We start from the raw sequence: 25,852 nt of genomic DNA, 5'->3' as shown, positions 1-25,852 counted from the left end.
TCCCGTGCGCGGGAACGGGCCACCGCCGTCGTGGCGCGGGGTCAGCTCCGCCCGCGCGGATCTCCGGAGCGGCGCGGTCGGGCGAGGGAGAGCTTGTAGAGGAGTCGGCACTGCTCCGCCGCGCCGATCAGGTCGGAGGTCTCCACGGGACGGCCGCCGCTGTAGTGCGTGCGTTCCACGACCAGCACCGACATGCCCGGAGCGGCTCCGAGGAGGGTGGCCTCCGCGTCGCGGAGCGACCGGACGCACACCTCCTCGACCACCCGGTCGACGGGGTGGCCCGCGGCGCTGAGCCGGTCGAGCAGCCCGAGGTCGACCGCGGCGTCGAAGGGGGTGCGCAGTGTGCCCGCCGTGAGGGAGGCGGGCTCCCAGGAGAGGTGGAGGGCGATGGGCACCCGCGCGGAGAGGCCGCGCTGGGTGGTCCGGTACACCGGGTCACCGTCGCGCAGGCGCAGGCGGGAGCTCAGGGGGGACACGCAGGGCTCCTGCTCGGTGCCGAACCGCTCGCGGCTGAGTCGGCCGAGACCCGAACCGGAGGCGGCGTCCGTGCGGCACAGCCGGAACACCTCGGGGACGTCGCGGACGAAGTAGCCGGAGCCGGGTCTGGCTTCGACCAGGCCCTCGGTGACCAGGAGGCGGAGCGCGGTACGGGAGATCTGTTCGCTGACGCGGTAGGCGCGTGCCAGCCGGGTGCGCGAGGGCAATCTGGTGCCGGGGGAGATCTCGCCGCGCAGGATCGGTTCGCGCAGCTGCTCGGCCAGCCAGAGGTACCGGGGCTGCCTGACCACGGTCACCCGGCCACGGTCGCCGGACCCTCCGTGACCGCGTCCGCTCTGGGCTCCCAGGGGGGAACGGTGGGGCGGACGGGTGGGTGGGGGCCCGCGTCGGGCCGGGTGGAGGGGGTGGACCTGCCAGTTCGCCGAAGCTCGCCCATGTGCCCAGTAAAGCAGTGGAAAGCGCAGGTGGGGGCCGCTACCCGAAAGTAGTGGTTTCCGGTCGGCCGGAGGGCGTGGATTCGGAACGACGCCGTGCACACGGGAAACGCCCGAAAGCCACGGAATGTCAGGGAGTGAACACGATCTGTCATTACCCTACGTGGTAGTGGCAGCACCGCATGTGGGGAGAGTCATGTTCACGCACCTCGCCGACACCACCGATCCCGAGGTCGCCCTGACGGCCGGGATCGCGGGGGTCATCGTCCTCGTCCTCGCCCTGGCGCTGTTGGTCCTGTTGGTCGCCGCGGTCGTCTCCACGCTGCTCGACTCGGACACGACCGGCGGGGGCAAGCTCCTGTGGATCATCTTCGAGATCGGGTACCCCCTGCTCGGTCCCGTGGCCTGGTTCGTCGTCGGCCGCAAGGGCCACCTGAACCGCATCCTCGGCATCGCCAAGAACCGCTCCCGCCACTCCGCTCCCCCCAGCGTCGGCCAGCACAGCGACGTCCCCGACAACCAGAACGGCCTCGGTCACGCCTGATCCGCGCGGCGGCCCCTCCGGTCGACCAGGCGGGCCAGCCCGTGCACCCCGGCCAGCGCGGCCGGGAGGAACAGCAGTGCGGGTCCGACCGGCGTCCGCGCCGTCACTCCGGCCCGGCGCAGCCGTCGCCACGCCCAGAGTGAGGACGGCGCCACCACCAGGGGAGCGGTGACCGCCCCCGGAGTGTGGCCCCGGGTGGCCAGGGACCGGGCGGCGTGCGCGGCCGAGTGAAGCCCGAAGCCGACCAGCGTGGCCTGGTAGAGGCAGCTCCGGCCGCCGGTCCTGGCGCCGTCCGCGGCGGCCGCCGCCATGACCGCCCCCCTCGGGCCGACGGCGGTCGCGACGCGCCCCGGCCGGAGGTCGAGCCGGTCCCAGACCCGGCCGGGCGCCCCGGGAGGAGCGCGCTCCAGTCGAGGGCGCGCACGTCGCGACCAGCCGGGGGCCGTCACCGGTTCCTCGGCGTCGTGGACGATCCACGCGCCGAGCGGCCCCCAGGTCACGCTGGCGGGAACCCTCGTGGACGCACCGGATCCAGTGTCCTCGTGCGCCATCCCCACGTCCCCCGTTGTGCCCTCCGCCGCCTGTCGGGGGAAGCCCGCGCGCGGCCGTGGGCGCTCCGTGGCCCACCGGGGGTTACGCACGGGTGTCTGGGAGTTTTTGTCCTTATGTCTTGACATACTAATGTCATGTGATTAGCGTCTCCATCACGTTCCGTATGAGGATTCGCACAGCGGAGCGCCAGCGCTCCGGCGGTCCCGGAGACGCACTCCGACGCCAGGTCGAACCCCGCCCGCCAACGCCGCCGGTCGCCGGGGTCCCGCGCTCACCCGCCGCGGGTCCGGCTGACGGAGTGCCCGCCCGCGCTGGGCACACAGCGACATGGAGGAACCCCGATGGCCCACACGCCCGTGGCCAGTTCGACCACCGAATCCCTGCCACCGGACGCACCCGGCCCGCACTCCAGGCGCCTCGGCCTGATCGCGGTCATCGCGACGTTCGGCGGTCTGCTCTTCGGCTACGACACCGGCGTGATCAACGGCGCCCTGGCCCCGATGCAGGCGGACCTCGGGCTCACCGCCTTCACCGAGGGCCTCGTCGTCAGCGTCCTCATCTTCGGCGCCGCCGTCGGCGCGATCGTCGGCGGCCGCCTGTCCGACCGCTACGGGCGCCGCCACAACATCCTGATGCTCGCGGGGATCTTCGTCGTGGGCACGTTGGGCTGCGTCCTCGCCCCGAACTGGGAGATCCTGGCCCTCTTCCGGTTCGTCCTCGGCCTCGCGGTGGGCGGCGCCTCGACGACCGTGCCGGTCTACCTCGCCGAGGTCTCGCCGTACGAGCGGCGCGGCACCCTGGTCACCCGCAACGAGGTCATGATCGTCGCGGGCCAGTTCGCGGCCTTCGTGGTCAACGCGGTCATCTTCAACATCTGGGGCGAGCACGAGTCCGTGTGGCGCTACATGCTGGTGGTCGCCGTCCTTCCGGCGTTCGCCCTGTTCATCGGCATGCTGCGGATGCCCGAGAGCCCCCGCTGGCTCTCCTCCCAGGGGCAGGACGAGCAGGCGCTGGGCGTGCTCCGCCAGATCCGCTCCCCCGAGCGCGCCGAGGCCGAGATGGCCGAGGTCCGCGCGCTGGCGGACGAGGAGAAGGAGTCGCAGACCGGCGGGTGGAAGGACCTGTCGGTGCCGTGGATCCGGCGCCTGCTCCTCATCGGTGTCGGACTGGGCGTCTTCCAGCAGCTCACCGGGATCAACTCGATCATGTACTACGGGTCGCAGCTGCTGGAGGACGCGGGCTTCTCCGCGTCGGGGGCGATCATCGCCAACACCGCGAACGGCCTGTTCAGCGTGCTCGGCGTCACCGTCGGGCTGATCCTCATGAACAAGCTCGACCGCCGTGCCATGCTGCTCGGCGGGTTCGCCCTCACGACGCTGTTCCACCTGCTCGTGGGAGCCTCGGCGCTCCTGCTGCCCGACGGTCCGGTCAAGCCCTACGTCATTCTGGCCTTCGTCGTCCTCTTCGTCTTCTCCATGCAGGGCACGATCGGTCCGCTCGTCTGGCTGCTGCTGGCGGAGATCTTCCCCCTCAAGATCCGCAGCTTCGCCATGGGCGTGTGCGTCTTCGCCCTCTGGATCGCCAACGCGGGGGTCGCGTTCGGGTTCCCGCCGCTGGTCAGCGCGGTGGGTATCGCGCCGACGTTCTTCGTCTTCGCCGGGCTCGGGGTGTTCGCCCTCATCTTCATCGCCACGTCCGTCCCCGAGACCCGCGGCGTCACCCTGGAGGAGTTCGAGGACTCGTTCAAGGCGGCGCACAGCAAGGAAGGAAGGTCCTCACGATGACAGTGCTCGTCGCCGTCCCCGACAGTCCGGAGGGTTTCGCCGCCCTCGCGGCGGCCCGGAGCGAGGCGGAGCGCCTCGGCGCCGACCTCGTGGTGGTCAATCTCGCGCTGCGACAGCTGGACGCCTCGTTCCTCCCGGACGGGGTGGTGACCACGGTCCTGGACCGCCACGGCAGGTCCGACCGCGACCCGGTGGACGCGGTGCTCGACGCCGTCGAACAGTACGGCGCGCAGCGGCTCGTCATCGGGGTCAAGCGCCGTTCGACGGTGGGTAAGGCCCTCCTCGGAAGCGTCAGCCAGCGGCTGCTCCTGGACGCGCCGATCCCCGTTCTCGCGGTGAAGGTCGACCTGGAGGCCGCCTGAGGGTGAGTCGGGGCGGCCGTCGTCCACAGGCTGTGGACGACGGCCGCCCCGGCCGGAGGCTGGGTTCCGGCCGGGGCGTCCTCGAACGCGGGGCGCTCGTGCGGTGCTACAGGATGATCCGCATGGGCTCTTCCAGGATCTCCGCGAGGTCCTTGAGGAAGGCCGCGCCCACGGCGCCGTCCACCGCGCGGTGGTCCACCGACAGCTCCAGGGCGATGCGGTTGCGCACGGCGACCTCGCCGTCCACGACCACGGCCTCCTGGCGCATCGCGCCGACCGCGAGGATCGCCGCCTCCGGCGGGTTGATCACGGCGGAGAAGCTGTCCACGCCGAACATGCCCAGGTTGGACACGCTGAACGTGCCGCCGCTCATCTCCTGCGGCTTGAGCTTGTTGTCGCGCGCCTTGCCCGCGAGCTCACGCGTGCGGGTGGAGATCTCCGACAGCGTCGCCTTGTCCGTGTCGTGCAGGACCGGGACCACCAGGCCCGCCTCCACGGCCACGGCCACGCCGACGTTGACCCGGTGGTGCTGGAGCAGCTTGTCGTCCACCCAGGAGGTGTTCACGGCCGGGTGCAGCTTCAGCGTGGTCGCGCACGCCTTGACGATGAGGTCGTTGAAGCTGACCTTCACGCCCGTGCTCGCCAGCTGCTCGTTGATCTGGGCGCGGAAGGCCTTGAGGGCCTCGGCGTCGATCGTGCGGCGCAGGTAGAAGTGCGGCACCTGCTGCTTGCTCTCGGTCAGGCGGCGCGCGATCACCTTGCGGATGTTGCCGACCTTGAGCTCCTCCGAGGCGCGGCCGTCGTCGAAGGCCGGGGCCTGCGGCGCGGCGGCCGGGGCGGCCGGAGCGGGAGCGGCGGCCGGGGCCTCGGGGACACCGGCCTTGGCGGCGGCCTCGATGTCGGCGCGCACGATCCGGCCCTTGGGACCGGAGCCCTTGATCCTGGTGATGTCCAGGCCGTACTCCTTGGCCAGCCGGCGGGCCAGCGGGGAGGTGCGCGGACGCTCACCGTCGACGGAGGGGGCGGCCGGAGCGGACTCCTCGGCGACGGGCGCCGGAGCCTCGGCCTCCTTCTCCGCGGCCTCCTTCTCCTCGGCCTGCTCCTCCTCGGCGGCGGGGGCCGGGGCGGCCGGAGCGGACTCCTCGGGCACGGCGTCGGGGCTGTCCCCGATCACACCGATGACCTCGCCGATCGGCACCGTGTCACCCTCGGCCACGGACTGCTTCACCAGGAAGCCGTCCTCGTAGGCCTCGTACTCCATGACGGCCTTGTCGGTCTCGATCTCGACCAGGACGTCACCGGAGGCGACCTTGTCGCCCACCTTCTTGACCCAGGTGCTGATGACGCCTTCCTCCATGGTGTCGGAGAGGCGTGGCATGTGGATTTCGCTCATGACTGGAAAAACTCCTCTACCCGACCCGCTTGCCGACGGCGCTCAGGGTCTCCTTGATGGCGGTGCTGATCGACTCGACGGAGGGCAGGGCCGCCGTCTCCAGCGGCTTGGCGTAGGGCATCGGCACCTCCGCCATGGCCACGCGTCGGACCGGGGCGTCCAGGTAGTCGAAGGCGCCCTCCTGGATCGACGCGGCGATCTCCGCGCCGATCCCGTAGGTCAGCCAGTCGTCCTCGCAGATCACCGCGGCGCCGGTCTTCTTCACCGAGTCCACGAACGTCTGGCGGTCCAGCGGGCGCAGGCTGCGCAGGTCGACCACCTCGACGCTGATGTCCTCCTGGGCCAGCTTCTCGGCGACCTGGCTCGCCACCGTCGCCATGCGGGAGTACCCGATGAGCGTGATGTCGGAGCCCTCGCGGGTGACCGCGGCACGGCCGATCGGGGCGACGTTGTCGTTGTCGGCCTCGGCGTAGTCCTCGGGCACCTCGCCCTTGGAGTTGTACAGGCCCAGGTTCTCCAGGAAGAGGACCGGGTCGTCGTCGCGGATGGCCGCGCGGAGCATCGAGGAGGCCTCCGCGGGGGTGCTCGGCGCGAGCACCTTCAGGCCCGGGATGAAGGAGTAGAACAGTTCGATGTTCTGCGAGTGCGTCGCACCGAGCTGCTGGCCGCCGCCACCGGGGGTGCGGATGACCATGGGCACGCTGGTCTGGCCGCCGAACATCCCGTAGATCTTGGCGGCGTGGTTGATGATCTGGTCGATGGCGATCAGCGAGAAGTTGATCGTCATGAGCTCGACGACCGGGCGCAGACCCAGCATGGCGGCGCCGATGGCGGCGCCGACGAAGCCCTCCTCGGCGATCGGGGTGTCCTTGACCCGGCGGGGGCCGAACTCCTTGAGCAGGCCCTCGGTGATCTTGTAGGACCCCTCGAAGACGCCGATCTCCTCGCCCATGACGAAGACGTTCTCGTCACGGAGCATCTCCGCGCGCAGGGTGTCCCGCAGAGCCTGGCGGTAGGTGATCACAGACATGTGCTGGTTCCTTCCCTACTCCGCGAACACCGGGTCGGCGGGCATGCGCCGCGACTCGTTGGGAACCGGGGTGGCGTACGTGTAGTCGAAGAGCGTGGAGACGTCGGGCTTGGGGCTGTTCTCGGCGAAGTCGGCGGCCTCGGCGACCTCGGCCTTGACCGCGGCGGCGATCTCGTCGCGGATCTCGTCGGTCAGGACGCCCGCCTTGGCGAGCCTGTCGTCGAACAGCCGGATCGGGTCGTTCTCGTCGGCCCGCGCCGTGTCGCGCTGCTCGTCGGTGCGGTACTTGGCCGGGTCGACGACCGAGTGGCCCTTCTGCCGGTGGCTCCACGCCTCCAGCAGGAACGGGGTCTGCTCCTCGCGGGCGCGCTCCACGAGGCGGGCGGCGGTGTCGCGCACGGCCAGGACGTCGCGGCCGTCCACGCGCTCACCCTCGATGCGGAAGGCGGCGCCGCGCTTGTACAGCTCGGGCTCGGCCGAGGACATCTCGACGGTGGTGCCCATGCCGGTGAAGTTGTTGATCACCACGAAGACGATCGGCAGGTTCCACAGCTTGGCGATGTTGAGGGACTCGTGCCAGGCGCCGATGTTGGTGGTGCCGTCGCCCATCTGGCACATGACGACCTCGTCGCCGCCCTTGTAGGAGACGGCCAGCGCCGCACCCGTGGCCAGCGGGAGCTGACCGCCGACGATGCCGTAGCCGCCGAGCATGCGGGACTCGGTGTCGTACATGTGCATCGAGCCGCCCCAGCCCTTGGACACGCCGTCGGAGCGTCCGTAGAGCTCGGCCATGACCCGCTTGGGGTCCATCCCCTTCTCGATCGCGTACCCGTGGTCGCGGTAGTTCGTGAAGAGGTAGTCGGTCTCCTTCAGGGCGGTCATCAGGCCGACGACCGTGGCCTCCTCGCCCAGGTTCAGGTGACAGTAGCCCCCGACCCTGGCCTGGGTGTACGCCTGCGCGGTGCGCTCCTCGAAGCGGCGGATGAAGAGCATCCGGCGGTAGTAGTCGAGGAGGGTGTCGGGGCTCTCGTTGCTGAGGCTCGGGGAGGTGTCCTTACGGGTCCGCCGCCGGGCCCCGGAGGACCTGGCGGCGCCGCCCTTCGGCTTGGCCGTGTCAGCCATGGTGTGCCTTTCTACGTACGAGAAGGCCTGTCGCCCGGGCCTGTGGGCCGGAGCGCGAGGCCCGCCGTGGCCCGCTGTCGGGCGTGACCGTGGCGTGCGCCGCCGCCGGGCTCATTCGGCGGTGGCGCTCTTGTGGCTGTCGCGGGGCGCGTCTCGGGGCCTGTGGCTCGTTGCTCCCCGGACGCGAAGCGATGATGGGGTCTCGTGTGCAGTTGTCGCCCGGACCCTTGACCGCATTGCTTCCCGGTCTGGGGTGCCCTATGCATCCCGTGCGGTCGGCGCGGCGGTCTCCGGTCACCCGGGTTCGTCCACCGGCCGGATGAACGACACCGTGATCCCGTGGGACACGTGCGTGTGACGTGCGTCGCGCACACTCTACGGACTGATCGATGATCGATCAATACGACTTTACGGTAGATCTCCGAAGTTTGGTGCGAAAGGGCAGGTCACCCCTGATTCGCTCGGAGATCGTCCCGGGACCGGCCGGAGCGTGGTCCCCGGACCGCGTCAGTGGTGCGCGGCCTGTCCGTGCGTCCGGAGGGCGGCCTCGACGTAGTTGAGGACGTGGTCGCTGACCATCTGGCCCACCGCGGGATCGCCCGCGCGGAAGGCCCGTGTGATCTGGTCGTGGTCCGCGGCCTTGGCGTGCAGCTCCATGTCCAGCCAGCGCACGGACAGGGCGGTCCAGACCTCGACGCCCAGCGACTCCCAGGTGTGCAGCAGCACGCTGTTGTCGGCGGCGCGCACGATCTCGCGGTGGAACTCGACGCTGTGCCGGATCTGCTCGGAGACGTCGCCCTGGGCGGTGGCCCGCTTGAGCGCCTCGACCTCCCGCTCCAGCGGGGAGGGGTCCGCGGCCAGCCGGGGCGCCGCGAGCCGGGCGGCGACGAGCTCCAGGCCCGCGCGCACGGGGTAGATCTCCGCCATGTCCTGGACCCCGAAGGCGCGCACGCGGGCGCCCTTGTTCGGCACGGTCTCGATCAGCCGCAGCGTCTCCAGCTCGCGCAGCGCCTCGCGGACGGGCGCCTGGCTGACCCTGAGCTCCGTGGCGACGCGGCGTTCGACGATCCGTTCGCCGGGCTTCCACCGCCCGGACAGCAGGCCCTCGACCAGTACCTGCCGGATCTGCTCCCGAAGCGGCTCCCGGGCCAGCTTCGAGGGATCATCCGGCAACTGCGGGAGGTCGACCATCCACGGCCCTTCCGTTCCACGGCTCGCGCGCACCCCGCGCGAGCCCGTCCGCTCAGCGACGTACAAGCTCCTTGAAGGGTGCCACACCGGCGCGGGTCGACCGGACCGCGTGCGTCGAACGCCTAACGGAAACGTCACGAACGCGTCTCCCCGGAGTGAACCACGCCCGACGAGTACCGGGGCATGGGGCAAAGTCCCAGGTGGAAGGATCACGGTTGACCCGCCGGGACGCTCTTGGGTGGAAGTGTCCAGGTAGGCTCATCTGTCGGCAATGTTCACCCCTGCTTCGGCGAGGAGTGGCCCATGCCACGGCAAAGGACCCGACGAGAGCGCCCAGACCCGCGCTGACGACCATATTCGCGAGGCGCGGCGCACCCCAGGGGCGCCGCCGCCGTCCAGTTTGTTCCTTGGACGCCGGACCTGCCCGTGACCGGACACGATGTCGTGAACCGGTTCCAAGGCCCGGCCGTCGAACGGGGTGACGGGGATCGTTCCCGTCCTGTAACGACGATCCCCGAGTCGGCCCTGAGGACGTCAGGATCAGTACCAGCAACCGCGGCTAGCCCGTCCCCCGCGCTCACGGGAGCGCCAAGGCGAGCCCCCGAGAGACAGCACTGAGCACATGACGCACTCTTCGCGGACCCGGCACGCACGGTCCATCCACGTGACGAAGGCACACGACAGACAGCAGCGGTCCCCCGCACCGGGGCCGTACAGCGGTCCCATTCCGGTGGTGCGCACCTCGGGCACGGCCCCGGGGGTCCCCGTCGTGCGCGCCGTCACGTGGCCCAGTGTGAGCGAGATCGCGTGGGGACTGGCCTCGGACCGGGCCGCCATCATCCTCGCGGTCGCGCTCCTCGTGGTGACGATGCTGGCCGCCGGGCCGCTGCACCCCGTCGACGTGTTCCTCAACGAGCTGCCGCGGCCCTACTGGGACCTGCTGCGCGAACCGCTCATCTTCTGGCCGGACACGGTGGCCTCGCGTGCGGTGGCGCTCCCCGTCCTCCTGGTGACCGCGATCCAGCTCGCCTACTGGCACCGCAGCTGGCGGCCGATCGTGCTGAGCGCGGTCGGGGTGGTCGGCATGATGTCCCTGGTGTCGGTGATGAAGCTGGCGATCAACCGGGGGCACGCCAAGGACTTCGACCCGGACTTCTTCCAGGGGATGGGCAACGTGGCCTTCCCCTCCGGGCACGGGGCCAACGCGATCCTCATCTACGGACTGGTGCTGTTCCTCATCATCCGCTTCGCCGCGGCCCGGCCGCACATCATCCGGCGGCTGGGGTTCTGCATCGTGGGCATCGCCCTGCTGCAGTCGACCGTCTCCGTCTACCTGCACTTCCACTGGTTCACGGACCTGCTGGCCGGCATGGTCGCGGGCGGGTTCGCGCTCCGGGTCACCATCCGCCTGGACCGGATGTTCCCGCACGGCCGCACGGTCGAGTGGTGGCCCTGGTACGGGCGCGAGGCGCCGGTCGAGACCGGCTCCTGAGCCCCCTCCACGGTGCGCGGCGCCCGCCGGACCCCCTCCGGTGGGCGCCGCTGCCATGCGCGGTCGGCGCGCACACCGCCGCGGACGCGTCAGGCCCCGTACCGGGCGGACCGCTCGGGGCGGGATCCGTCCGTCGGCGGGCGCCAGCCCAGGGTCTCCTCCACGGGGCCGAAGAACAGGCTCGGCAGGAGCCGGAGGGTGAGCACCGTCCCGTTGTCGCGCAGCGCCCTGCCCAGCGGGTTGCGCACGAGGGACATCCGTCCGACGGCCGCGGAGCGGCGGACGATGGCTGAGGTGCGGGGGAGCCGGGCGGCGGTGTAGGCGGGCAGTCGCTCCGGTACCGCGTCGCCCTTCCCGACCGCGTGGGCCAGCACGACGGCGTCCTCGATCGCCTGGCAGGCGCCCTGTCCGAGGTTGGGCGTCATGGCGTGCGCGGCGTCGCCGACTACCGCCACCCGGCCGCGGTGGTGGGCGGGCAACGGCGTGGCCATGTGCCAGACGTCGTTGCGCAGCACCGCGCCGGGGTCCGCTCGGTCGATGACCTGCGGGATCGGGTCGTGCCAGCGGCCGAAGCGGCGGAGGAGCCCGGCGCGCTCGTCACCCGCCGGTGTGTGCGCGGGCACCCGGCTCATGGCGTACAGGTACACGCGGCCGTCGGCGAGCGGCATGATCCCGACCGACCCGTCCGGACCCCACGACTCCGCGGACACCGAGGCGTCGACGCCCTCGGTGATCAGGCGCCAGGTGGTGAAGCCGGAGTGGACGGGGCCCGGGTGCCCGGGGAACAGCGTCTCCCGGGTGTGCGAGCGGATGCCGTCGGCGGCCACCACCAGATCGGCCTCCCACTCACGGCCGTCGTCGGCGGTGATCCGGGCGGGCCGGTCCCGATCGCCCGCGTCGGTGAGCACCGCGCGGGTCCGCGTGTGGATCGCCGGGGCGACCGCTCCGCCGGACAGGATCTCCATCAGCTCCGCCCGGGGCACGATCGCGATGGTGTCGCCGAACCGCCGGCGCATCTCGTCGACGTCGGTCGGCATGATCCAGCGTCCGCGCCAGGTGCGGATGCCGCCGGTGCCGATCGCGGCCCGTTCGCGCACCGCGTCGCCGAGTCCGACGGTGTCCAGTGCGCGCAGGGCGTTGGGCGCGACCGCCAGGCCCGCGCCGACCGGCGCGAGGTCGCGCTCCTCCAGGACGTCGACCGCCCATCCGCGTGCCTGGAGGGCCTGGGCCGTGGCCAACCCGCCGATGCCGCCCCCGATGACGACCGCTCTTGCCATGTCAGCTCCCCGTGGTCGCAGTCTCTACACCTGTAGAGCCATTACTCTACAGGTGTAGAGACGACGGGTGGAGGGGGGACGGCACGTGCCGAACCCGAACGAGCGGGTGGAGCTGATCGCCGCCACCGCGGTGGAGCTGATCGCCGACCGGGGGCTGCGCGGGCTCACGCACCGCGCGGTGGACGAGGCGGCCGGGCTCCCGCCGGGATCGACCTCGTACCACGCGCGGACCCGGCTGCGGCTGATCGAGACCGCGCTGACCTGGCTGGTCGACCAGGAGGAGAGGGACACGATGTCCCTGCTCAGCCAGATCAGGGCCGACCGGGCGGAGGCGGCGCGGTTGGCGGCCCGGTTCCTACGGGTCTCCGCCACGCGTGACCGGAAGCGGTCGCTGGCGCGGTACGAGCTGGCGTTGGAGGCCGGACGCAACCCCGAGCTGCGGGAGATCTACGACCGGCTGGGCGAGCGGTTCCGCACGATGCTCGACGAGCTGTTCTCCGGCTTGGGTTCCGCGACGCCCCGGCGGCACACGCGGGCGTTCCTCGCGTGGATCGAGGGGATGCTGTTCGACTCCCTCGCCGGGGTCGGCGCCGCCGCTCCGCTGGGTGAGGAGGAGCTGAGGACGATCGCGTCGGTCCTGCTCGACGGGCTATTGGACGCCGACCCGGCGCACGGGGGGTAGGCCCTCAGTCGCCCCACTCGACGTTCTCGAACGGGCCCGGCACCCGTTCGCCGCGAGCCCTGAGCCGTTCCTCCCAGGCGATCCGCAGGGCGACCCACCGGCCCTGGATCTCCACCGCCCGCTCCTCCTCGGCCGTCAGGGGGCGGTCCTCGGACGGCTCGCGGCAGTCCCGCCGGGCCCTCACGGCTGACCGCCGGTCCGGTCGCCGAACACGCGGCGGATCTCTGCCTCGTCGAACCGCTGGCCGCCGCCCGGGGTGCGCACGCACCGCACCCGGCCCTGGCGCACCCACCGGTTCACCGTCGCGCTCGCGACCCGGAACATCGCCGCGACCTCGCCCGCCGTCAGCAGCCTCGTCGTCTTGTTGGCCGTCTCGTCACTCATCTGGGGTTCTCCACGGGTTCGGGGGCCGCGCCCCGGGGGCGGGGCGCGGCGGTTCTGCTCTTGGCTGGAGTCGTCCTCGACCGGGGGCCTTCTGGTCCCGGGGCGCTCAGCGGGCCCGGCCGTTCCTCGGCGGGGGCACCGGCTGTCGGGCGCGACGGGTGATGAGTGAGAGGAGTTCCCCGTACGCGGGGGCCTCCAGCCGCTCGAAGGGGTCGTCGGTGCCCGACCAGCCGACCGGCCGGGTCGCGGTGTAGGTCTTGACCCCGGCGTCGTCGATCTCGTACGAGACGACCCAGCGGCCCGCGACCAGTTCGTCCAGGGCGCGGCGCACCTCCGGTCGGTCCATCACCGCCACCCCGCCCTCAACCAGGTCAGACCGGTCGCCACCGGGGACAGGGTCATCGGGGGCGGCCACGGCGCGTCGGCCACCAGACGCAGCAGGTCGGCGGGACCGGAGACGACGGCGGGCAGGGCCGGTCCGGGCCGGGCGTAGCGGCGGGTGCGCGCCGCGCGGCGGGGGCGGAGGGCGCGGCGGACGAGCGTGCGAGCGGGAACCGCGTCGTGCGCGGCCCGGTCGGGGCGGACGGCGCGGGCGAGCGGCCACAGCGCCAGGAGGAGCAGGAGCAGGTAGCGCAAGGCGTACCTCCAGGGGTCGGGTGCCGGATGGGAGGTCCGGCGAGGGAATCGAACGCCTCCATACTGAAACATGGAATACAGGTTTGTCCGCTTTTGCTGTCGCAGTCATACGATCAGGTGCACCGGAAGACCCCCAGGAGCAGAGCAGATGAGCAAGCGATACTCGCCCACCGTGCGTCGCCGACGGCTCTCTGAGGAGCTGCGTCGTCTGCGTCATGCCGCACGCAAGACCCTCGACGATGTAGTCGAAGCCACTGAGTGGTCACGCGGCAAGATCGGCAACATCGAGTCCGGCGAGCGCCAGCGTCCCCAGGTCTCGGAGATCCGCACACTCCTCGACGTCTACAAGGTCACCGACGAGGAGACCCGCGAAGCCGTCCTGAATCTGTGCCGCCAGTCCCGTGACCGTGGTTGGTGGGTGCGCTACCGCGATGTGCTCAGCCCCAAGTTCGTCGGCTTCGAGGCCGAGGCGTCGATGGTCTGCAACTGGGAACTCGCAGTTGTCCCAGGCTTGCTCCAGGTACCCGAGTACACCGAACTCATCACACGAACAGCTTTGGTGCGGGACCCCAAAGACGTGCAACGAGTGGTTGACGCCCGAATCGAGCGGCAGCGTGTCCTCTTCGATGACCCAGACAGTCCTCCGGACTGCTGGTTCGTCTTCGACGAAACGGCGCTCCTGCGACTACGCGAACAACCCGAGATTCTGAGTAGCCAGGTCGCACACCTCATCCAGACAGCCGAGGCATCCCCTACGACCATCCAGCTCGTACCGCACGACCGACTTCACCCCGGTACCGGTGGCCCCTTCGTCATCATGGACTTCCCGGACGTCGCTGACCCCTCGATCGTCTACCTGGAAACCGACACCGACGGCCTTTACCTGGAGGAAGGCCCCGAGGTTGCTCGGTATCGGAGGCTGTTCGACCACCTACGCCTCGCGGCCCTGTTGCCGGAGGAGACCCTGGCCCGACTACGAGAAATGATCACCTGAGATGACCGTCAGTTCGATTCCCGACACCCAGTTCCGCAAGTCGACCTACTCTCAGCCGCAGAACTGCGTTGAGGTCGCTGACTTGCCAGGGTGGTCCGCAGTGCGCGACACCCAGAACCGCGGGCGCGGACACCTGCTGTTCGAGTCCCGGGAGTGGGCAGGGCTGGTGACCACGGTGAAGCACAGCCAGTAGCAAGGAGCCCACACAGCGGTGCCCCGGCCATCCGACCGGGGCACCGCCGTGTTCAATTCCCGAGGCGATAGTACCGGGCGGGCCGCCTTGCAGCCAGGCACTGAGTACACCTGGCCGGTTCGGGACAGGGAGAGGGGATGTGGCTCGGCCGGGGTACGAGAACGTCGAACCTACGCACCCTGGCGAGGAAGGCTGCCATGCACTCATCGACTGACCTGAATGGCTGGCGCACGTCGTCCTACACGCAGCAGCAGAACTGCGTCGAGGTGGCCGACCTCCCCTTCCGAAGGTCGAGCTACAGCACCGGTCGCGGCCAGGACTGCGTGGAGGACGCGAACCTGCCAGTCGGCATGGCGATCCGCGACACGAAGCACCGCCACCTCGGTCACCTGGAGCTGCCCGCCGTCGAGTGGACCGCGCTGCTCGGCGCGGTGCGCGTACGGCCGACGGTCAAGAGATCGGGCCGAGCGCGATACATCCTGCCTCGTTGTCGCCAATGAGACTGACGGCAGGAACGATCTTCCGGTGCGGCGTCCCTCCGGGAAGATTATCCCATGGGATTGTCAAACTCTTGAAGAATTGATGAGGAAGATGCGCGGACTGGAGACACGGTAAGAGCGTCGATCTTCGTGTCAGATCTAGGTGTCATCCCTCATAGCCAATCGAAGTATTTCCTGGCCCAGAACATCACTGGCAGGATTTGGAAACGTCCCCTCGTCTGTCCAATCGAGTTCAGTGAGGGCTGCACTCAACCGATTATTTTCGAGCTGGGATGATCTGACGGATACGTAGTGATTCGAATTCTTCAATGCGATCAGGCGGATGCATTCAGGCTTGTCCAAGGCGGAGACCGAGGGCCATTGTTCCGGGGAGGGCATCGCTTTTGGTTCATCTATGTCGTAAGATCCGTCAGAGAGGCCCAGGATAGCCAGAGAAGTTTCCCCGATCAACAGTTCCGATGTGGGGTGTAGCGAAACGGCACCAACAAGAAGCGGGGTGCTGGCTCCAGGCCTGTTCCCGGCAATATATAGGGATTCAGGGGTGCAAAGGACAACGCAGAATCCATCGCTATCGGCCGTGTGGCCGTGTGTCCCTGGTGCGGCTGCGAGGGCAGTTCGGATGGACGCATTCGACTCTTCATCGTGGATGGAGGGCCGGGGCGCCAACTCGTTCACCCTTCCGTCTCTGTCAACGAATGCAATAATGCGCTCGCGTGGGTCCACTAGCACCATGTGTTCGCCAACAGTGCGAACCCTGTCAAGGAAGATCATCAGAGTTTCCAGCTCTTGAACTGGAGAGCTTCTCCCCGGGCCCGTCACTTGAATCGAAACATCGTACTGGTAGTCCTCGTACACAGTACCCTCGCATATTCCGGGTTCCCCGGTCTCTGCGAAATCGGTGAGTTCAATGATCACACTGACGCCCGTATCTGGCGTCAGTGTCGACCTCAGAAACGAACTGCTGACTGAAGTGGAGAAGAAATCCGCACGGAGGGCCACGGCGATCTCAGCCGACAGTCCCCCCAGGCCTTTGTCGCTCCTGATGTAGCAAGTGCTCATCACTGCCATGAATTGCCCTCCCACGATGCGACAAGTGTATTGTTCTGATATATTCTACCATTCAGGAAGGTGATATTTACAAGTTCTCCATCCGTCCCTCTCGTGTATATTTCAAGACGTCCGACATTGCTAATTCTTCCCAGTTCGCCTCTGTTGTACATCTGAGACAGTCTGCTCCTTGTTGCCCTGAGTACTGTCTCCACGTTGGAGCTGCGCGCATCGATCACGATATCTGCGTCATGCAGATGGAAACCTTCGCGGTTCGGATCGAACTTGGAAAAGGCCTCCTTGATCTGCTTCTGGATGTTATTGGCGCTTCCTGTTAGTGCCGTTTTGTACTCTACAAACCTGCCTGGGTCGTTTGGTCCGGACCGCTCCAGTGCATCGGCTCCGGGTACGTTCTGCATCCTCCCCTCTTCCAGTGCGACGACGTGCCGTCCTTCATTGAACCTCAGCTCCGCCAGGCTCAGTTCTAGGTCTGTAAATGGGTGTTGAGGATTGTTGAAGATATCGGGTCTGAAATCGTCGCCCAGGGCGCCGTAACGGACGATGTCATCCTTGGTGGAACCAACCGTCTCTGGTCTTCCGGTCGGCTCAAGTCCGTGATCCGCTGTGTCCGGCACCTCTCCGGGGGGTCGAAGAGCACCCACATTTCGATCCCCGTCGACACCCCCATCTCCCCAGTGTGGGCTTCGCTGCTCGGAACTGCCATCGCTGGGCCGCGCTGGAGGACCTGGCTGAGGGTTCTCGGCCGAGGTGCTGGTTCCTCCAGGGTTTCCATCGCCGCCGCTACCGTTTCCGGCATCGCCTGGGACGGAGCCCTGGGAGTCAGCACCGAAGGTCGTGTTCTCAGAATTGCCTCGACCGCCGTTGGCACTATCTGCGACTGGGATCGTGCCATCTCCTCCAGTCGTGAAATCGGCGGAACCTCCCGTCGGGGTGTCGACAGGGGTGGCGCCGGAGCTGTTGGTGACGGTGGTGTCGGACCCACCTCCCGCCATGGCCATCTCCGGGTCGCGGACCACGCCGGTCTCCCACGGGGAGTCCGGGTCCATGGCCCGGAACTCCTCCGCCAGCTCCGGGGTCATGATCTCGGCGAGTTCCGGGTTCTCGCGAAGTATCTCCGCCAGGGTCTGGGCGTCCTGCACCTCCTGCACCGTGGGGTCCTGCGCGGGGGTGTCGGCGTCAGAGGCGGCGGGAACCTCGGCGTCGCTGTCCGACGTCGGTGCCGCCTCGCCGCTGCCCCGGTTCGGTGGGCGTCCGGGGGATTCCTGTGCCTCCGGCACCCAGGGAGCCTCGGGTGGTGGCGGGCTCTGTTGGGCGGCGAGCTCGTCCAGGGTGTCGCGCACGGAGTCCAGCTGCTCGCTGTCCCAGTGCGCCTCGGACGTGTCCGACAGGTCCGGGCGCGGGACGTTGCCGGTCGATCCGTTGGGGAGCAGAGTTCCGCCCCCCATCACGTCAGTGAGCTCGTCGTGGGACAGCGCGCTGAGGTTGAAGTCTCCATGGCCGAGTGCTCGCAGTCCCCCGAGCCCGCCCTTGATCAGGCTTGCCCCGCCCATGAACACACCGGCCACGTTGATGGCCCCCTGGGTCTGTGCGTAGCCGGGCCGCCTCTCGTTCTCCGTCCAGGGGTACACACCGTGCGCCATCTCGATGAGGCCGGGCTTGACGTTGCCCCACCATTCCTCCCGGGATTCGGGGATGTACCAGCCGTCCCACTCCCACGCGTACGGCCGGTCGAACATGCTGTCCTCAGCGGTGGCCGGGGCCGGGCCCTCGCCCCGGTAGAACCCGCTCAGCCGGGCGATCCCAGTGACCATGTCCTCCCGGTAGTTCATGGCATTGGCGTTGCCCTGGGATCGGATGAAGGGTGCGATGGGCGCGAACAGGACGATGGGTACGCCCCACTGACCTTCGTAGTACGTGCCGGTCATCCCCGCGATGTCGGTGACCCCGCCCATGGTCCAGTCCCACGCACCGTGGGTGGCGTCCACCCACCAGTGGTGGTCGGTGGTGGCGGGCGGTCCCCAGGCGGTTTCCATATCAGCGGGGATCTCGGTGAGCCCGTAGACGAACTCGTTCTCCCCGACCTCGGTGGATCCGTCGGGATCGGCCGACCTGAAGAACGTGCCGTCCGGAAGCAAGCTCGTGATCGCGTTGGCGCACTCGATCTCGGCCGCGGTGAACTCTTCCGTGGCCTGGCGGATGTCGGCCTGGAGGGCAGCGAGTTCTTCCGCCTTGTCACTCTTACCGCCGAACCAGCCGCCCTTGTCCCAGTCGTCGTCGCCTTCGATGGAGGTCAGGAAACGGCGCGCTTCGAGCTGGAGTGTCAGCATGCGCAGCTTGATCTCGGCCGCGGTCGCGGCGAAGGTCTCCAGCGCACTGGCAGCCGAGGTCAGGGCGTCGTTGAGGTCCTCGCCCTTGGTGGTCACGGGGTTCAGGACGGCGAAGAGGGTCTCCGCCTCGGGAGCGGAATAGCAGTCTGACAATCCGGCCCAGGTGCTCGTGATGTCGTGACCGGAGTCGGAGAAGTCACCACCGATGGTCCTGAGCCGCGCGGCCTCGTTCTCCAGTTGGATGGTTCTGGTTTGCGGGATGGGGATCGCGTCGGGGTCGATCGGGTCACTCACGGAGCTTGTTCCACCTCGCGTCGGGGGACCTGGCCCGTCTTCAGTTCGCGGGGGAGGGCAGGTCGGGAGTGGGGGTAGGAGCGGGTCAGGGATTCAAGGAAAGCGTGGAGCGCACCTTTTGTCCTATCAGCGAGTGGTGACGGAGTCGAAGCTGTCGGTTAAGGCCGAGGTGTGCGCTCATACGCGAGATGGTGGGTGCCGATGGGCAGGTCAAAGCCGATGCCCGCGTCGACTGCGGCCATCGCGGGCCTGTGTTGGGATGTGGTCCGCGTCACTGGCCGGTTTCGGTCACGGACGCGGAATGGGGCTGGCTAGAAAGGGACGTCGCTACCGGCGAGCGCGGCGTCGCGGGGGTTCACGGGCGTTGGTGGGATCTCGCCCGCGTTGGCCTGGGACTCCGCGGCCATCTCATAGTTGCCGTTGTTGTAGTGCACGGTGGCTTCCCCGGCGCCTTCGATCGCGCTTCCGGTCAATGCGACCATGTCACCGCTGAAGGAGAAGTAGTGCTCGGCGAACTCCGCCAGGGCCATGCTGACAACTGGGCTCTTGGCATGGTTGCTCGCGTTGATCAGGCTGGTCTCCATGCGGTCGATGCAGTCGATCAGGCCCTCGCCGCTACCTTCTTCTCCCACGTGACCCATGACGGATTCCAACACGGAGAGGACCTCGCCGGGTTGGATGTCCCAGGTGGTCATTCGGGCGCGCTCCCTTCGGCTTCGAGCTGCACGTGGCGGTGACCGGTGCTCCCATCGAAATGGGGCTGGAGTCCGGTTCGCCGTATGTGTCCGCTCGTCATTATGCCAACACCCACTGTCAGGGGGCTGTCGGCGCATTGACTCCCGATGTCGGGGGAGGTCATCCCGGTTGGCCATTTCCAGGGGGACGTGGTGGGTACCGGATGGCGACGCCGCTCATTCCCCGACCCGGCGGCGACCTCATACCCCTCGGTGGTATGTTCTCCGCAGCGCGGGGCGACGGACCCCGGTGGTCGCGGGGGGAGGGACCGTGCGCGCGATGACGCGGTGGGCGTCGGCCCTGCTCGCGACGGTCCTCGTCCTGCTCGTCGTGGCGCGCCACGGCGTCGGCGAGTGGGGGCCCACGGCTCCGGAGGAGACGAGGGCGCCCGCCGCGCACGCGGCGCCGCCCGTGTCCGGCACCGCCGAGGACCACCAGCCCACGACCGGCGGCCACGCCGTTCAGGCCCACGCCGGCCCCGCCGACTGCTCGACCGACGCCCCCGCCTGCTGGGACGGCCATCCCGGCCTGGATCTCCCGGCCCCGGCACCGGTTCCCGACGTCGTGCTTCCCCCGCCGCCCGTCCAGTCGGCCGCGCGTGCGCACCGGCGGTCGGATCGACAGCCCCGCGCCCCCGACCTCTCCGAGCTCTCGGTTCTGCGGATCTAGAAGCCGCCTCGACCACAGGCGTTCTCCAGATCCAGCAGAAAGGTCCTTCCACCATGTCCGCAATCCGTTCCCGCATGCCCGGAATCACCCGCCGCACGGTCGTCGGCGGGGGCGTCGCCCTCGGCGGGGCCGCCCTCCTCGGCGCCTGCTCGCGGGAGGGGGAGACGACGACCGCGTCGCTTGTCGGCCCCGACGACCCCCGTGTCCAGGCCGCCGAGGAGGCGCGCTCCAGCACCGGCCGCGAACACCGGGTGGCCCTCACCCCCGCGCCGACCGAGGTCGATCTCGCCGGTACGACCGTCGCCACCTGGGCGTACGGCTCCTCGATCCCCGGGGAGGAGGTACGCGTCCGCAGGGGTGACACCGTGGTCGCCGAGCTGGTCAACGACCTGCCCGACCCCACGACCGTGCACTGGCACGGCCTGGCCCTGCGCAACGACATGGACGGCGTGCCCGGCCTCACCCAGGATCCGGTCGCGCCGGGCGAGCGCTTCACCTACCGCTTCGTCGCCGCCAACCCCGGGACCCACTGGTTCCACCCGCACGTGGGCACCCAGCTCGACCGGGGTCTGTACGTCCCCTTCGTGGTCGAGGATCCGGACGAGCCGTTGTCGTACGACGAGGAGTGGGTGGTCGTGCTCGACGACTGGCTCGACGGCGTGGACGGCACCCCGGACGACGTCCTGGCGGAGCTCCGACAGGGCATGGACCACGGGTCGGGCGACGGCGACGGCCCGATGCGCATGGGCGCCACCTTGATGGGCGCCACCAGCGACCACCTCGGCGGCGACGCCGGGGACGTCTACTACCCCGAGTACCTGGTCAACGGGCGACCGGCGGGGGACCCGCACACCTTCGAGGCGCCCCCGGGCACGCGGGTGCGCATCCGGTTCGTCAACGCGGGCGGCGACACCGCCTTCCGGGTGGCGCTCGGCGGGCACGCCATGACCGTCACCCACACCGACGGCTACCCGGTCGAGCACGCGGAGGCCGACGCCCTGGTGATCGGCATGGGCGAACGCTTCGACGTGCTGGTCACGTTGGAGGACGGGGCGTTCCCGCTGGTGGCCCTGGCCGAGGGCAAGGAGCGGACCGGATTCGCCGTGGTGCGCACGGGCGGCGGATCGGCTCCGGAGGCCGACGTACGCCCCGAGGAGCTGGACGGCCGCGTGGTGGTGGCGACCGACCTCACGGCGGAGGAGGGCGCCCGCCTGGAGGCGGGAGACCCGGACGTCGAGCACGCGATCGACCTGACCGGTGGAATGGCGAACTTCGACTGGGGGATCAACGGCCGCCGGTTCGACCACGAGGACCCGGCGGGCGGGGCCTTCCAGGTCGCCGAGGGGCAGCGCGTCCGGCTCACGCTGACCAACACGACGGACATGTGGCACCCCGTGCACCTGCACGGACACCACGTCCAGGTGGGCGCCGACGGTCCCCGCAAGGACACCGTGAACCTGCTGCCCGGGCAGACGCTGTCCCTCGACTTCGACGCCGACAACCCCGGGCTGTGGATGACGCACTGCCACAACGTCTACCACGGTGAGGCGGGCATGATGGGGGTGGTCGGCTACTCCGCGTGACGGGCGCGGGGGGGGGGGGCGGGGGGGGGGGGGGCGGGGGGGGGCCCCCCCCCCCCCCCCCCCCCCCCCCCCCCCCCCCCGGCCGTTCACCCGTCCCGGCTGTCCCGCGGGTACCCCGGGGCGGGCTCCAGGCAGTCCCGCATCGCGCGGTGCCAGCGGTTGCCGCGCAGACCGGGTTCCAGGGCGGTGAGCACCGCCGCGTACTTGCTGAAGCCCGCCGGCCGCAGTCCGACCTGGTGCAGGCGGCGCTCGGTCGCGGTCAGCCCGCCGCGCGTCTTGACCTCCACGAGCACCGTGTCCGGGCGCATCCGCACCGTGCGGCCGTGCCGGACGCCGAGCAGACCGGTGTCGAGCGTGACCCGTTCGGCGCCGGAGTCGGCGACGAGCGTGGTCCTGCGGTAGTCGGTGACGGCGCTCGGGACCAGCTCCGGGGGCGGCTCCAGTCCGTAGCCGCGCAGGGTGCCGTCCACGAACTCCCGGTCCCGCGCGGTCAGCCGGTCGGGCGGGCCCGGCGCTTCGGCCCGCCGCTTGTCGGTGCCGCCGCGCGCGCCCCTGAGCTTCACCTCGCACATCCGCGTGCCGGTGTCGACGTAGGTGCGCACCCGCACCTTGTAGCGCAGCCGCCGCCGCTGGCGGTGGTCCCGGAACGTCCCCAGGTCGGGAGTGTCCAGGTAGGTGGACGAGTACAGGAAGGACTCGCGTCCGCCGATGGTCAGGACGCCGTAGCGGGACGCCGCCCCGGCGAAGACCGCGTGCACCAGGCGGGTGGGCACGAGGTAGGTGCGGCAGGCGCGGGCCACGAGTGCGGCGCGGGCGCTGACCTCCTCCAACGAGACGGGCCGGAGGTCGCCGAGCCCCTCCGGCACGGTCGGGGGCGGGGTCACCGGCGCCCCGCCCGGACCAGCGGCGGGAACACGGCGGTCCGCGCGGACGGTTCCGCGGGAGCGGAGTCCGGGGCACGGAACCGGACGTCGACCACCATGAGGTCGCGCACGTAGTCGACCTCGGTGACGTCGATCCGCCGGACCCGGCCGCGCAGCCGGGCCTCCAGGTCCTGGCGCAGCGCGACCGGGTCCTCGTGCACCACGTCGAGCGTGACGACACGGCGCTCGTCCCGGGGCAGCAGTCTCGGACTGTCCACCACGAACATGACCGCGAGCAGCAGCGCGTTGAGTCCGAGCAGCATCCACGGCGACGCCGCCGCGACCGCGTTGACCAGGCCGAGCGCGATCGCCGTGAAGTAGTAGCCGATCTCGCCCTGGCTGATCGTGTCGGAGCGCAGCCGGAGGATGGACAGCACGCCGAACAGCCCGAACCCGACCGCGAGCCCCACCTCGCGCTGTGTCAGCATCGCGACGATCCCGAAGATCCCGGTGTTCAGCGCGACGTAGGCGAGCAGGAGGTCCCGCCGTCCGTGGCGGCGGAAGTAGAGGACGTGGGCCAGGAGCGTGATCGCGGTCAGGTCGACCGCCAGAGCGAACCAGATCATGGTGACCACGCTCCCGTCCGTCCGTGACGTGAGGGTGAGCGCCGGATGAGGGAACGCTCATCCGGCGCTCACCGTCAGTGGGGCACACGCGTCACTGCCGCAACCGGTACCCCATGCCCCGTACGGTCACGATCCGATCCGCGCCCACCTTGCGCCGCAGCGCCCGCACGAACACGTCCACCACGTTCGACCCGGGGTCGTGGTCGTAGCCCCACACGTGCGAGAGCATCTGCTGCCGGGAGAGCACCTGGTCGGGGTGGCGCATGAGCAGCTCCAGCAGGGCGAACTCCCGTCCGGTGAGGTCGGTGGGGGTGCCGCCCACGTCCACCCGGCGTGTCCGCAGGTCGAGCGCGAGCCCACCCGCGCGCAGGACCGTCGTGTCCGCGGGCCGCTCCGAACGCAGGCGCAGCCGTACGCGGGCCAGCAGTTCCTCGAAGCTGAACGGTTTGGTGACGTAGTCGTCGGCGCCGATCTCCAGGCCGGTCACCGTGTCGCGCACGCTGTCCCGCGCGGTCAGGATGACGACGGGGACGTCCACGCCCAGCGCGCGCACCCGGCGCAGCACGTCGAACCCGTCCGTGTCCGGCAGCCCCAGGTCCAGGAGCATGAGGTCGAACCCGCCGGTGACCGCGTAGTCGACGGCCTGCGACCCCGTGCCGACGACGGTGGTCGCGAACCCGCTCGCGGCCAGCCCCTTGCGGACGAAGGAGGCGATCCGCTCCTCGTCCTCGACGATCAGGACGCGACTCACACGTGCTCCCTTCCTACCGGGATGACGAGGGTGAAGGTCGAACCCGCTCCGGGCGCCGAGCGCAGGTCCACACGGCCGTGGTGCGCCTCGGCGATGGCGCGGACGATGGCGAGGCCCAGGCCGGAGCCCCGGTCGGCGCGCGCGGTGGCGCCGCGCGCGAACCTGGCGAAGATCCGGGCGTGCTCCTCGGGAGGGACGCCCGGTCCGCGGTCCGACACCCAGAACAGCACGTCGGAGCCGCTGACGGAGGATCCGACGCTGATCGCGGAGCCGGGCTCGGTGTGCCGGACGGCGTTGGCGGCCAGTTGCACGACCGCCTGGGTGACCCGCTGGGGGTCGAGCGCGGCGGTCCCCTCCGCGACGGTCTCCAGCCGCCAGTCCCGGTCGCCGAGCCGCCGGGTCTTGGCGTCGATGTCGCTGGTCAGCTCGGCCAGGGACACTTCCTCGGTGCGGAGGAAGTCGGGCCGCTGGGCCTTGGCGAGCAGCAGCAGGTCCTCCACCATGCGCGCCATCCGGTCGAGTTCGTCGGTGACCAGGCGCACGACCTCGCGCCGCTCCTCGGGGTCGTCGCCCATGAGCTCCAGGTGGCCGCGGACGATGGTGATGGGGGTGCGCAGCTCGTGCCCGGCGTCGTCGAGGAAGCGGCGCTGGTCGAGGAAGGCCCCCTCCAGCCGGTCGAGCATGTGGTTGAACTGCTCGGCCAGGGCCGCGATGTCGTCCCGCCCGGACACCTCGATCCGGCGGGTGAGGTCCTCCTCGGTGATCTGCGCGGCGGTCTGGCGGACGAGGCGCACGGGCGTGAGGATGCGCCCGGCGACCCACCAGGCGGCCGTACTCGCCGCGAGCAGTCCGGCGAGGCTGACCAGCGCGACCGTGCGCGTGGTGTCGGCGACCTCCGCGGCGTTGCGTTCGGTGAAGTAGCCGACCACGAACCAGCCCTCGGATCCGTTCTGCCCGGCCGGGGGCAGGACGTGGATCTTCTCCCACTCCATGGGCCCGGCCGGGGTGTCCACGGCGCCGCGGGCGTCGGGGGAGTCGAGCACCTCGGCGACCAGGGCGGGGTCGGCCGAGACGTCGAAGGGCGGCTCCTGGCCCTGGCGGATCCGCCGGGAGTCCGTCGCCACCCAGCCGAAGAGGACCTCGGCCTCGTCGGGGTACTGCCGCTCAAGGTGGACGCGGATGAGCGCGGACACGTCGGTGAAGGGCTCGCCGGTGGTCGGGTCGACCCCCACGGCGGCGAACTCGCGGAACTCGGCGGTCTCCTGGGTCAGCGCGCGGTCGACGCCCGCGTCGGCGCTCGCGGTGAGCGCGCTCCACGTGACGGTGGTGACCAGGACCAGGACCGCCGCCATCAGGGTGACGACCCAGGCCACGATCAGCAGGCGGGCGGGGACGCGGCGGCGCTGGGGGAGCTCGGGGAGGGGGCCGCGCAGGACGAGGGTGCGCGCGGGGTCGTCGGAGGCGGGTCCGCCCGGGTGGTGCGGGTCCTCGGCCGAGGGGGACGCGTCGGAGCGTGCGTCAGTCGTCATCGTCGCCCCAGTCGTCGTCCACGCCCCAGTCGTCGTCCCCGTCGCAGTCGTCGTCATCGTCGCAGGTGTACACCGGTGGGGGCTGGGGTGACGGATCCGGCGGCGGGGAGGCGGTGGGCTCGTCGGTGACGGGAGGGGGAGGGGCGACGACGTCGTCGTCGGCGGAGGGGGTGGCGGCGCCCTCCGGGGATTCGCCGACCACGACCTCCTCCGGTGGGCGCGCCTCCGTTCCTGGAGTGGACGACGCCCAGACGAACACGGCGCCCGCGACCAGGATGGCCGCCAGTGCCGCGCCCGCCAGCGGCAGCGGTGATCTCATAGGGCCTGAGCATGCCGCAC

General features: G+C 70.1%; 29 protein-coding genes. 10 read left to right on the top strand and 19 right to left on the bottom strand.

Features of this window, described 5'->3' with window-relative positions:
• Positions 1–41: 41 nt before the first annotated feature.
• On the bottom strand, positions 42–788 hold the full coding sequence (locus ACIBFB_RS13805) for a GntR family transcriptional regulator (RefSeq protein WP_397229968.1): 747 nt from the start codon (positions 786–788) through the stop codon (positions 42–44).
• 340 nt (positions 789–1,128) lie between these two features.
• Between ACIBFB_RS13805 and ACIBFB_RS13800 the strand changes: the two genes are divergently transcribed.
• The gene (locus ACIBFB_RS13800) at positions 1,129–1,476 is read left to right on the top strand and encodes a PLD nuclease N-terminal domain-containing protein (RefSeq protein WP_397229821.1); all 348 of its coding nucleotides are present in this window, start codon (positions 1,129–1,131) and stop codon (positions 1,474–1,476) included.
• Here the strand turns inward: ACIBFB_RS13800 and ACIBFB_RS13795 are convergent.
• On the bottom strand, positions 1,467–2,027 hold the full coding sequence (locus ACIBFB_RS13795) for an HXXEE domain-containing protein (RefSeq protein ID WP_397229819.1): 561 nt from the start codon (positions 2,025–2,027) through the stop codon (positions 1,467–1,469). The genes ACIBFB_RS13800 and ACIBFB_RS13795 overlap by 10 nt on opposite strands.
• A gap of 342 nt (positions 2,028–2,369) precedes the next feature.
• On the opposite strand from ACIBFB_RS13795, the gene ACIBFB_RS13790 reads away from it, so the two are divergent.
• Entirely contained in the window at positions 2,370–3,812 is a 1,443-nt protein-coding gene (locus ACIBFB_RS13790; protein WP_397229817.1) for a sugar porter family MFS transporter, read from the top strand.
• Positions 3,809–4,174 (top strand): universal stress protein, encoded by a 366-nt coding sequence (locus ACIBFB_RS13785; protein WP_397229815.1) that lies wholly within the window; start codon positions 3,809–3,811, stop codon positions 4,172–4,174. The genes ACIBFB_RS13790 and ACIBFB_RS13785 overlap by 4 nt, the downstream gene beginning before the upstream one ends.
• Positions 4,175–4,280: 106 nt before the next feature.
• On the opposite strand, the gene ACIBFB_RS13780 is transcribed toward ACIBFB_RS13785, so the two are convergent.
• The 4 genes from ACIBFB_RS13780 to ACIBFB_RS13765 all read right to left on the bottom strand — a co-directional run bounded on the left by ACIBFB_RS13780 (position 4,281) and on the right by ACIBFB_RS13765 (position 8,910).
• The gene (locus ACIBFB_RS13780; protein ID WP_397229813.1) at positions 4,281–5,567 is read right to left on the bottom strand and encodes a dihydrolipoamide acetyltransferase family protein; all 1,287 of its coding nucleotides are present in this window, start codon (positions 5,565–5,567) and stop codon (positions 4,281–4,283) included.
• Positions 5,568–5,583: 16 nt separating this feature from the next.
• Positions 5,584–6,597 (bottom strand): alpha-ketoacid dehydrogenase subunit beta, encoded by a 1,014-nt coding sequence (locus ACIBFB_RS13775; RefSeq protein ID WP_397229811.1) that lies wholly within the window; start codon positions 6,595–6,597, stop codon positions 5,584–5,586.
• A gap of 15 nt (positions 6,598–6,612) precedes the next feature.
• Positions 6,613–7,719, bottom strand: a complete 1,107-nt coding sequence (pdhA, locus tag ACIBFB_RS13770) for a pyruvate dehydrogenase (acetyl-transferring) E1 component subunit alpha (protein WP_397229809.1) — start codon at positions 7,717–7,719, stop codon at positions 6,613–6,615.
• A 507-nt stretch (positions 7,720–8,226) separates the two neighbouring features.
• On the bottom strand, positions 8,227–8,910 hold the full coding sequence (locus ACIBFB_RS13765) for a GntR family transcriptional regulator (protein ID WP_397229807.1): 684 nt from the start codon (positions 8,908–8,910) through the stop codon (positions 8,227–8,229).
• A gap of 730 nt (positions 8,911–9,640) precedes the next feature.
• Here ACIBFB_RS13765 and ACIBFB_RS13760 point away from each other — a divergent pair.
• Entirely contained in the window at positions 9,641–10,402 is a 762-nt protein-coding gene (locus ACIBFB_RS13760; protein ID WP_397229966.1) for a phosphatase PAP2 family protein, read from the top strand.
• A gap of 89 nt (positions 10,403–10,491) precedes the next feature.
• On the opposite strand, the gene ACIBFB_RS13755 is transcribed toward ACIBFB_RS13760, so the two are convergent.
• Positions 10,492–11,679, bottom strand: a complete 1,188-nt coding sequence (locus tag ACIBFB_RS13755) for an FAD-dependent monooxygenase (RefSeq protein WP_397229805.1) — start codon at positions 11,677–11,679, stop codon at positions 10,492–10,494.
• Positions 11,680–11,764: 85 nt separating this feature from the next.
• On the opposite strand from ACIBFB_RS13755, the gene ACIBFB_RS13750 reads away from it, so the two are divergent.
• On the top strand, positions 11,765–12,361 hold the full coding sequence (locus ACIBFB_RS13750; protein ID WP_397229803.1) for a TetR/AcrR family transcriptional regulator: 597 nt from the start codon (positions 11,765–11,767) through the stop codon (positions 12,359–12,361).
• 4 nt (positions 12,362–12,365) lie between these two features.
• On the opposite strand, the gene ACIBFB_RS13745 is transcribed toward ACIBFB_RS13750, so the two are convergent.
• The 4 genes from ACIBFB_RS13745 to ACIBFB_RS13730 all read right to left on the bottom strand — a co-directional run bounded on the left by ACIBFB_RS13745 (position 12,366) and on the right by ACIBFB_RS13730 (position 13,381).
• Positions 12,366–12,545: a hypothetical protein gene (locus ACIBFB_RS13745; RefSeq protein ID WP_397229801.1), complete on the bottom strand. Its 180-nt coding sequence runs from the start codon at positions 12,543–12,545 to the stop codon at positions 12,366–12,368.
• A complete protein-coding gene (locus ACIBFB_RS13740; RefSeq protein WP_397229799.1) occupies positions 12,542–12,745 on the bottom strand; it encodes a helix-turn-helix domain-containing protein in 204 nt (67 codons plus the stop codon). Before ACIBFB_RS13740 ends, ACIBFB_RS13745 begins: the two co-directional genes overlap by 4 nt.
• 106 nt (positions 12,746–12,851) lie before the next feature.
• On the bottom strand, positions 12,852–13,091 hold the full coding sequence (locus tag ACIBFB_RS13735; RefSeq protein ID WP_397229797.1) for a hypothetical protein: 240 nt from the start codon (positions 13,089–13,091) through the stop codon (positions 12,852–12,854).
• Positions 13,091–13,381: a hypothetical protein gene (locus ACIBFB_RS13730; protein WP_397229795.1), complete on the bottom strand. Its 291-nt coding sequence runs from the start codon at positions 13,379–13,381 to the stop codon at positions 13,091–13,093. Before ACIBFB_RS13730 ends, ACIBFB_RS13735 begins: the two co-directional genes overlap by 1 nt.
• Positions 13,382–13,529: 148 nt before the next feature.
• Between ACIBFB_RS13730 and ACIBFB_RS13725 the strand changes: the two genes are divergently transcribed.
• From ACIBFB_RS13725 to ACIBFB_RS13715, 3 genes are all read left to right on the top strand, one after another.
• Positions 13,530–14,375 carry a helix-turn-helix domain-containing protein gene (locus tag ACIBFB_RS13725; RefSeq protein WP_397229793.1) on the top strand — a complete coding sequence of 282 codons (846 nt, stop codon included), beginning with the start codon at positions 13,530–13,532 and terminating at the stop codon, positions 14,373–14,375.
• Between the two features lies 1 nt (position 14,376).
• Positions 14,377–14,568 (top strand): DUF397 domain-containing protein, encoded by a 192-nt coding sequence (locus tag ACIBFB_RS13720; RefSeq protein WP_397229791.1) that lies wholly within the window; start codon positions 14,377–14,379, stop codon positions 14,566–14,568.
• Between the two features lie 197 nt (positions 14,569–14,765).
• The gene (locus tag ACIBFB_RS13715; protein WP_397229789.1) at positions 14,766–15,068 is read left to right on the top strand and encodes a DUF397 domain-containing protein; all 303 of its coding nucleotides are present in this window, start codon (positions 14,766–14,768) and stop codon (positions 15,066–15,068) included.
• 138 nt (positions 15,069–15,206) lie between these two features.
• On the opposite strand, the gene ACIBFB_RS13710 is transcribed toward ACIBFB_RS13715, so the two are convergent.
• From ACIBFB_RS13710 to ACIBFB_RS13700, 3 genes are all read right to left on the bottom strand, one after another.
• Positions 15,207–16,136, bottom strand: a complete 930-nt coding sequence (locus tag ACIBFB_RS13710; protein WP_397229787.1) for a hypothetical protein — start codon at positions 16,134–16,136, stop codon at positions 15,207–15,209.
• Positions 16,127–18,757 carry a hypothetical protein gene (locus ACIBFB_RS13705; protein ID WP_397229785.1) on the bottom strand — a complete coding sequence of 877 codons (2,631 nt, stop codon included), beginning with the start codon at positions 18,755–18,757 and terminating at the stop codon, positions 16,127–16,129. The genes ACIBFB_RS13710 and ACIBFB_RS13705 overlap by 10 nt, the downstream gene beginning before the upstream one ends.
• A gap of 311 nt (positions 18,758–19,068) precedes the next feature.
• The gene (locus ACIBFB_RS13700; RefSeq protein WP_397229783.1) at positions 19,069–19,452 is read right to left on the bottom strand and encodes a DUF6507 family protein; all 384 of its coding nucleotides are present in this window, start codon (positions 19,450–19,452) and stop codon (positions 19,069–19,071) included.
• Between the two features lie 319 nt (positions 19,453–19,771).
• Between ACIBFB_RS13700 and ACIBFB_RS13695 the strand changes: the two genes are divergently transcribed.
• Together ACIBFB_RS13695 and ACIBFB_RS13690 are read left to right on the top strand one after the other, a co-directional pair.
• Complete coding sequence (locus ACIBFB_RS13695; protein ID WP_397229964.1) at positions 19,772–20,161, top strand: DUF6153 family protein; 390 nt, start codon at positions 19,772–19,774, stop codon at positions 20,159–20,161.
• A 74-nt stretch (positions 20,162–20,235) separates the two neighbouring features.
• Positions 20,236–21,744 (top strand): multicopper oxidase family protein, encoded by a 1,509-nt coding sequence (locus ACIBFB_RS13690; protein ID WP_397229962.1) that lies wholly within the window; start codon positions 20,236–20,238, stop codon positions 21,742–21,744.
• Positions 21,745–21,830: 86 nt separating this feature from the next.
• On the opposite strand, the gene ACIBFB_RS13685 is transcribed toward ACIBFB_RS13690, so the two are convergent.
• From ACIBFB_RS13685 to ACIBFB_RS13665, 5 genes are all read right to left on the bottom strand, one after another.
• Positions 21,831–22,628, bottom strand: a complete 798-nt coding sequence (locus tag ACIBFB_RS13685; protein ID WP_397229781.1) for a polyphosphate polymerase domain-containing protein — start codon at positions 22,626–22,628, stop codon at positions 21,831–21,833.
• Positions 22,625–23,233, bottom strand: coding sequence for a DUF4956 domain-containing protein (locus ACIBFB_RS13680; protein WP_397229779.1), 609 nt, complete (start codon positions 23,231–23,233; stop codon positions 22,625–22,627). The genes ACIBFB_RS13685 and ACIBFB_RS13680 overlap by 4 nt, the downstream gene beginning before the upstream one ends.
• 91 nt (positions 23,234–23,324) lie before the next feature.
• Positions 23,325–23,984, bottom strand: a complete 660-nt coding sequence (locus ACIBFB_RS13675) for a response regulator transcription factor (protein ID WP_397229777.1) — start codon at positions 23,982–23,984, stop codon at positions 23,325–23,327.
• Positions 23,981–25,513: a sensor histidine kinase gene (locus ACIBFB_RS13670; protein WP_397229775.1), complete on the bottom strand. Its 1,533-nt coding sequence runs from the start codon at positions 25,511–25,513 to the stop codon at positions 23,981–23,983. The genes ACIBFB_RS13675 and ACIBFB_RS13670 overlap by 4 nt, the downstream gene beginning before the upstream one ends.
• The gene (locus ACIBFB_RS13665) at positions 25,503–25,832 is read right to left on the bottom strand and encodes a hypothetical protein (protein WP_397229773.1); all 330 of its coding nucleotides are present in this window, start codon (positions 25,830–25,832) and stop codon (positions 25,503–25,505) included. Before ACIBFB_RS13665 ends, ACIBFB_RS13670 begins: the two co-directional genes overlap by 11 nt.
• Positions 25,833–25,852: the final 20 nt, after the last annotated feature.

The sequence above is a fragment of the Nocardiopsis sp. NPDC050513 genome (genome assembly GCF_044457925.1).
Classification (GTDB): domain Bacteria; phylum Actinomycetota; class Actinomycetes; order Streptosporangiales; family Streptosporangiaceae; genus Nocardiopsis.
Note: the sequence above shows the minus strand (reverse complement) of the source record. Positions and strands in the feature narration are given on the sequence as shown.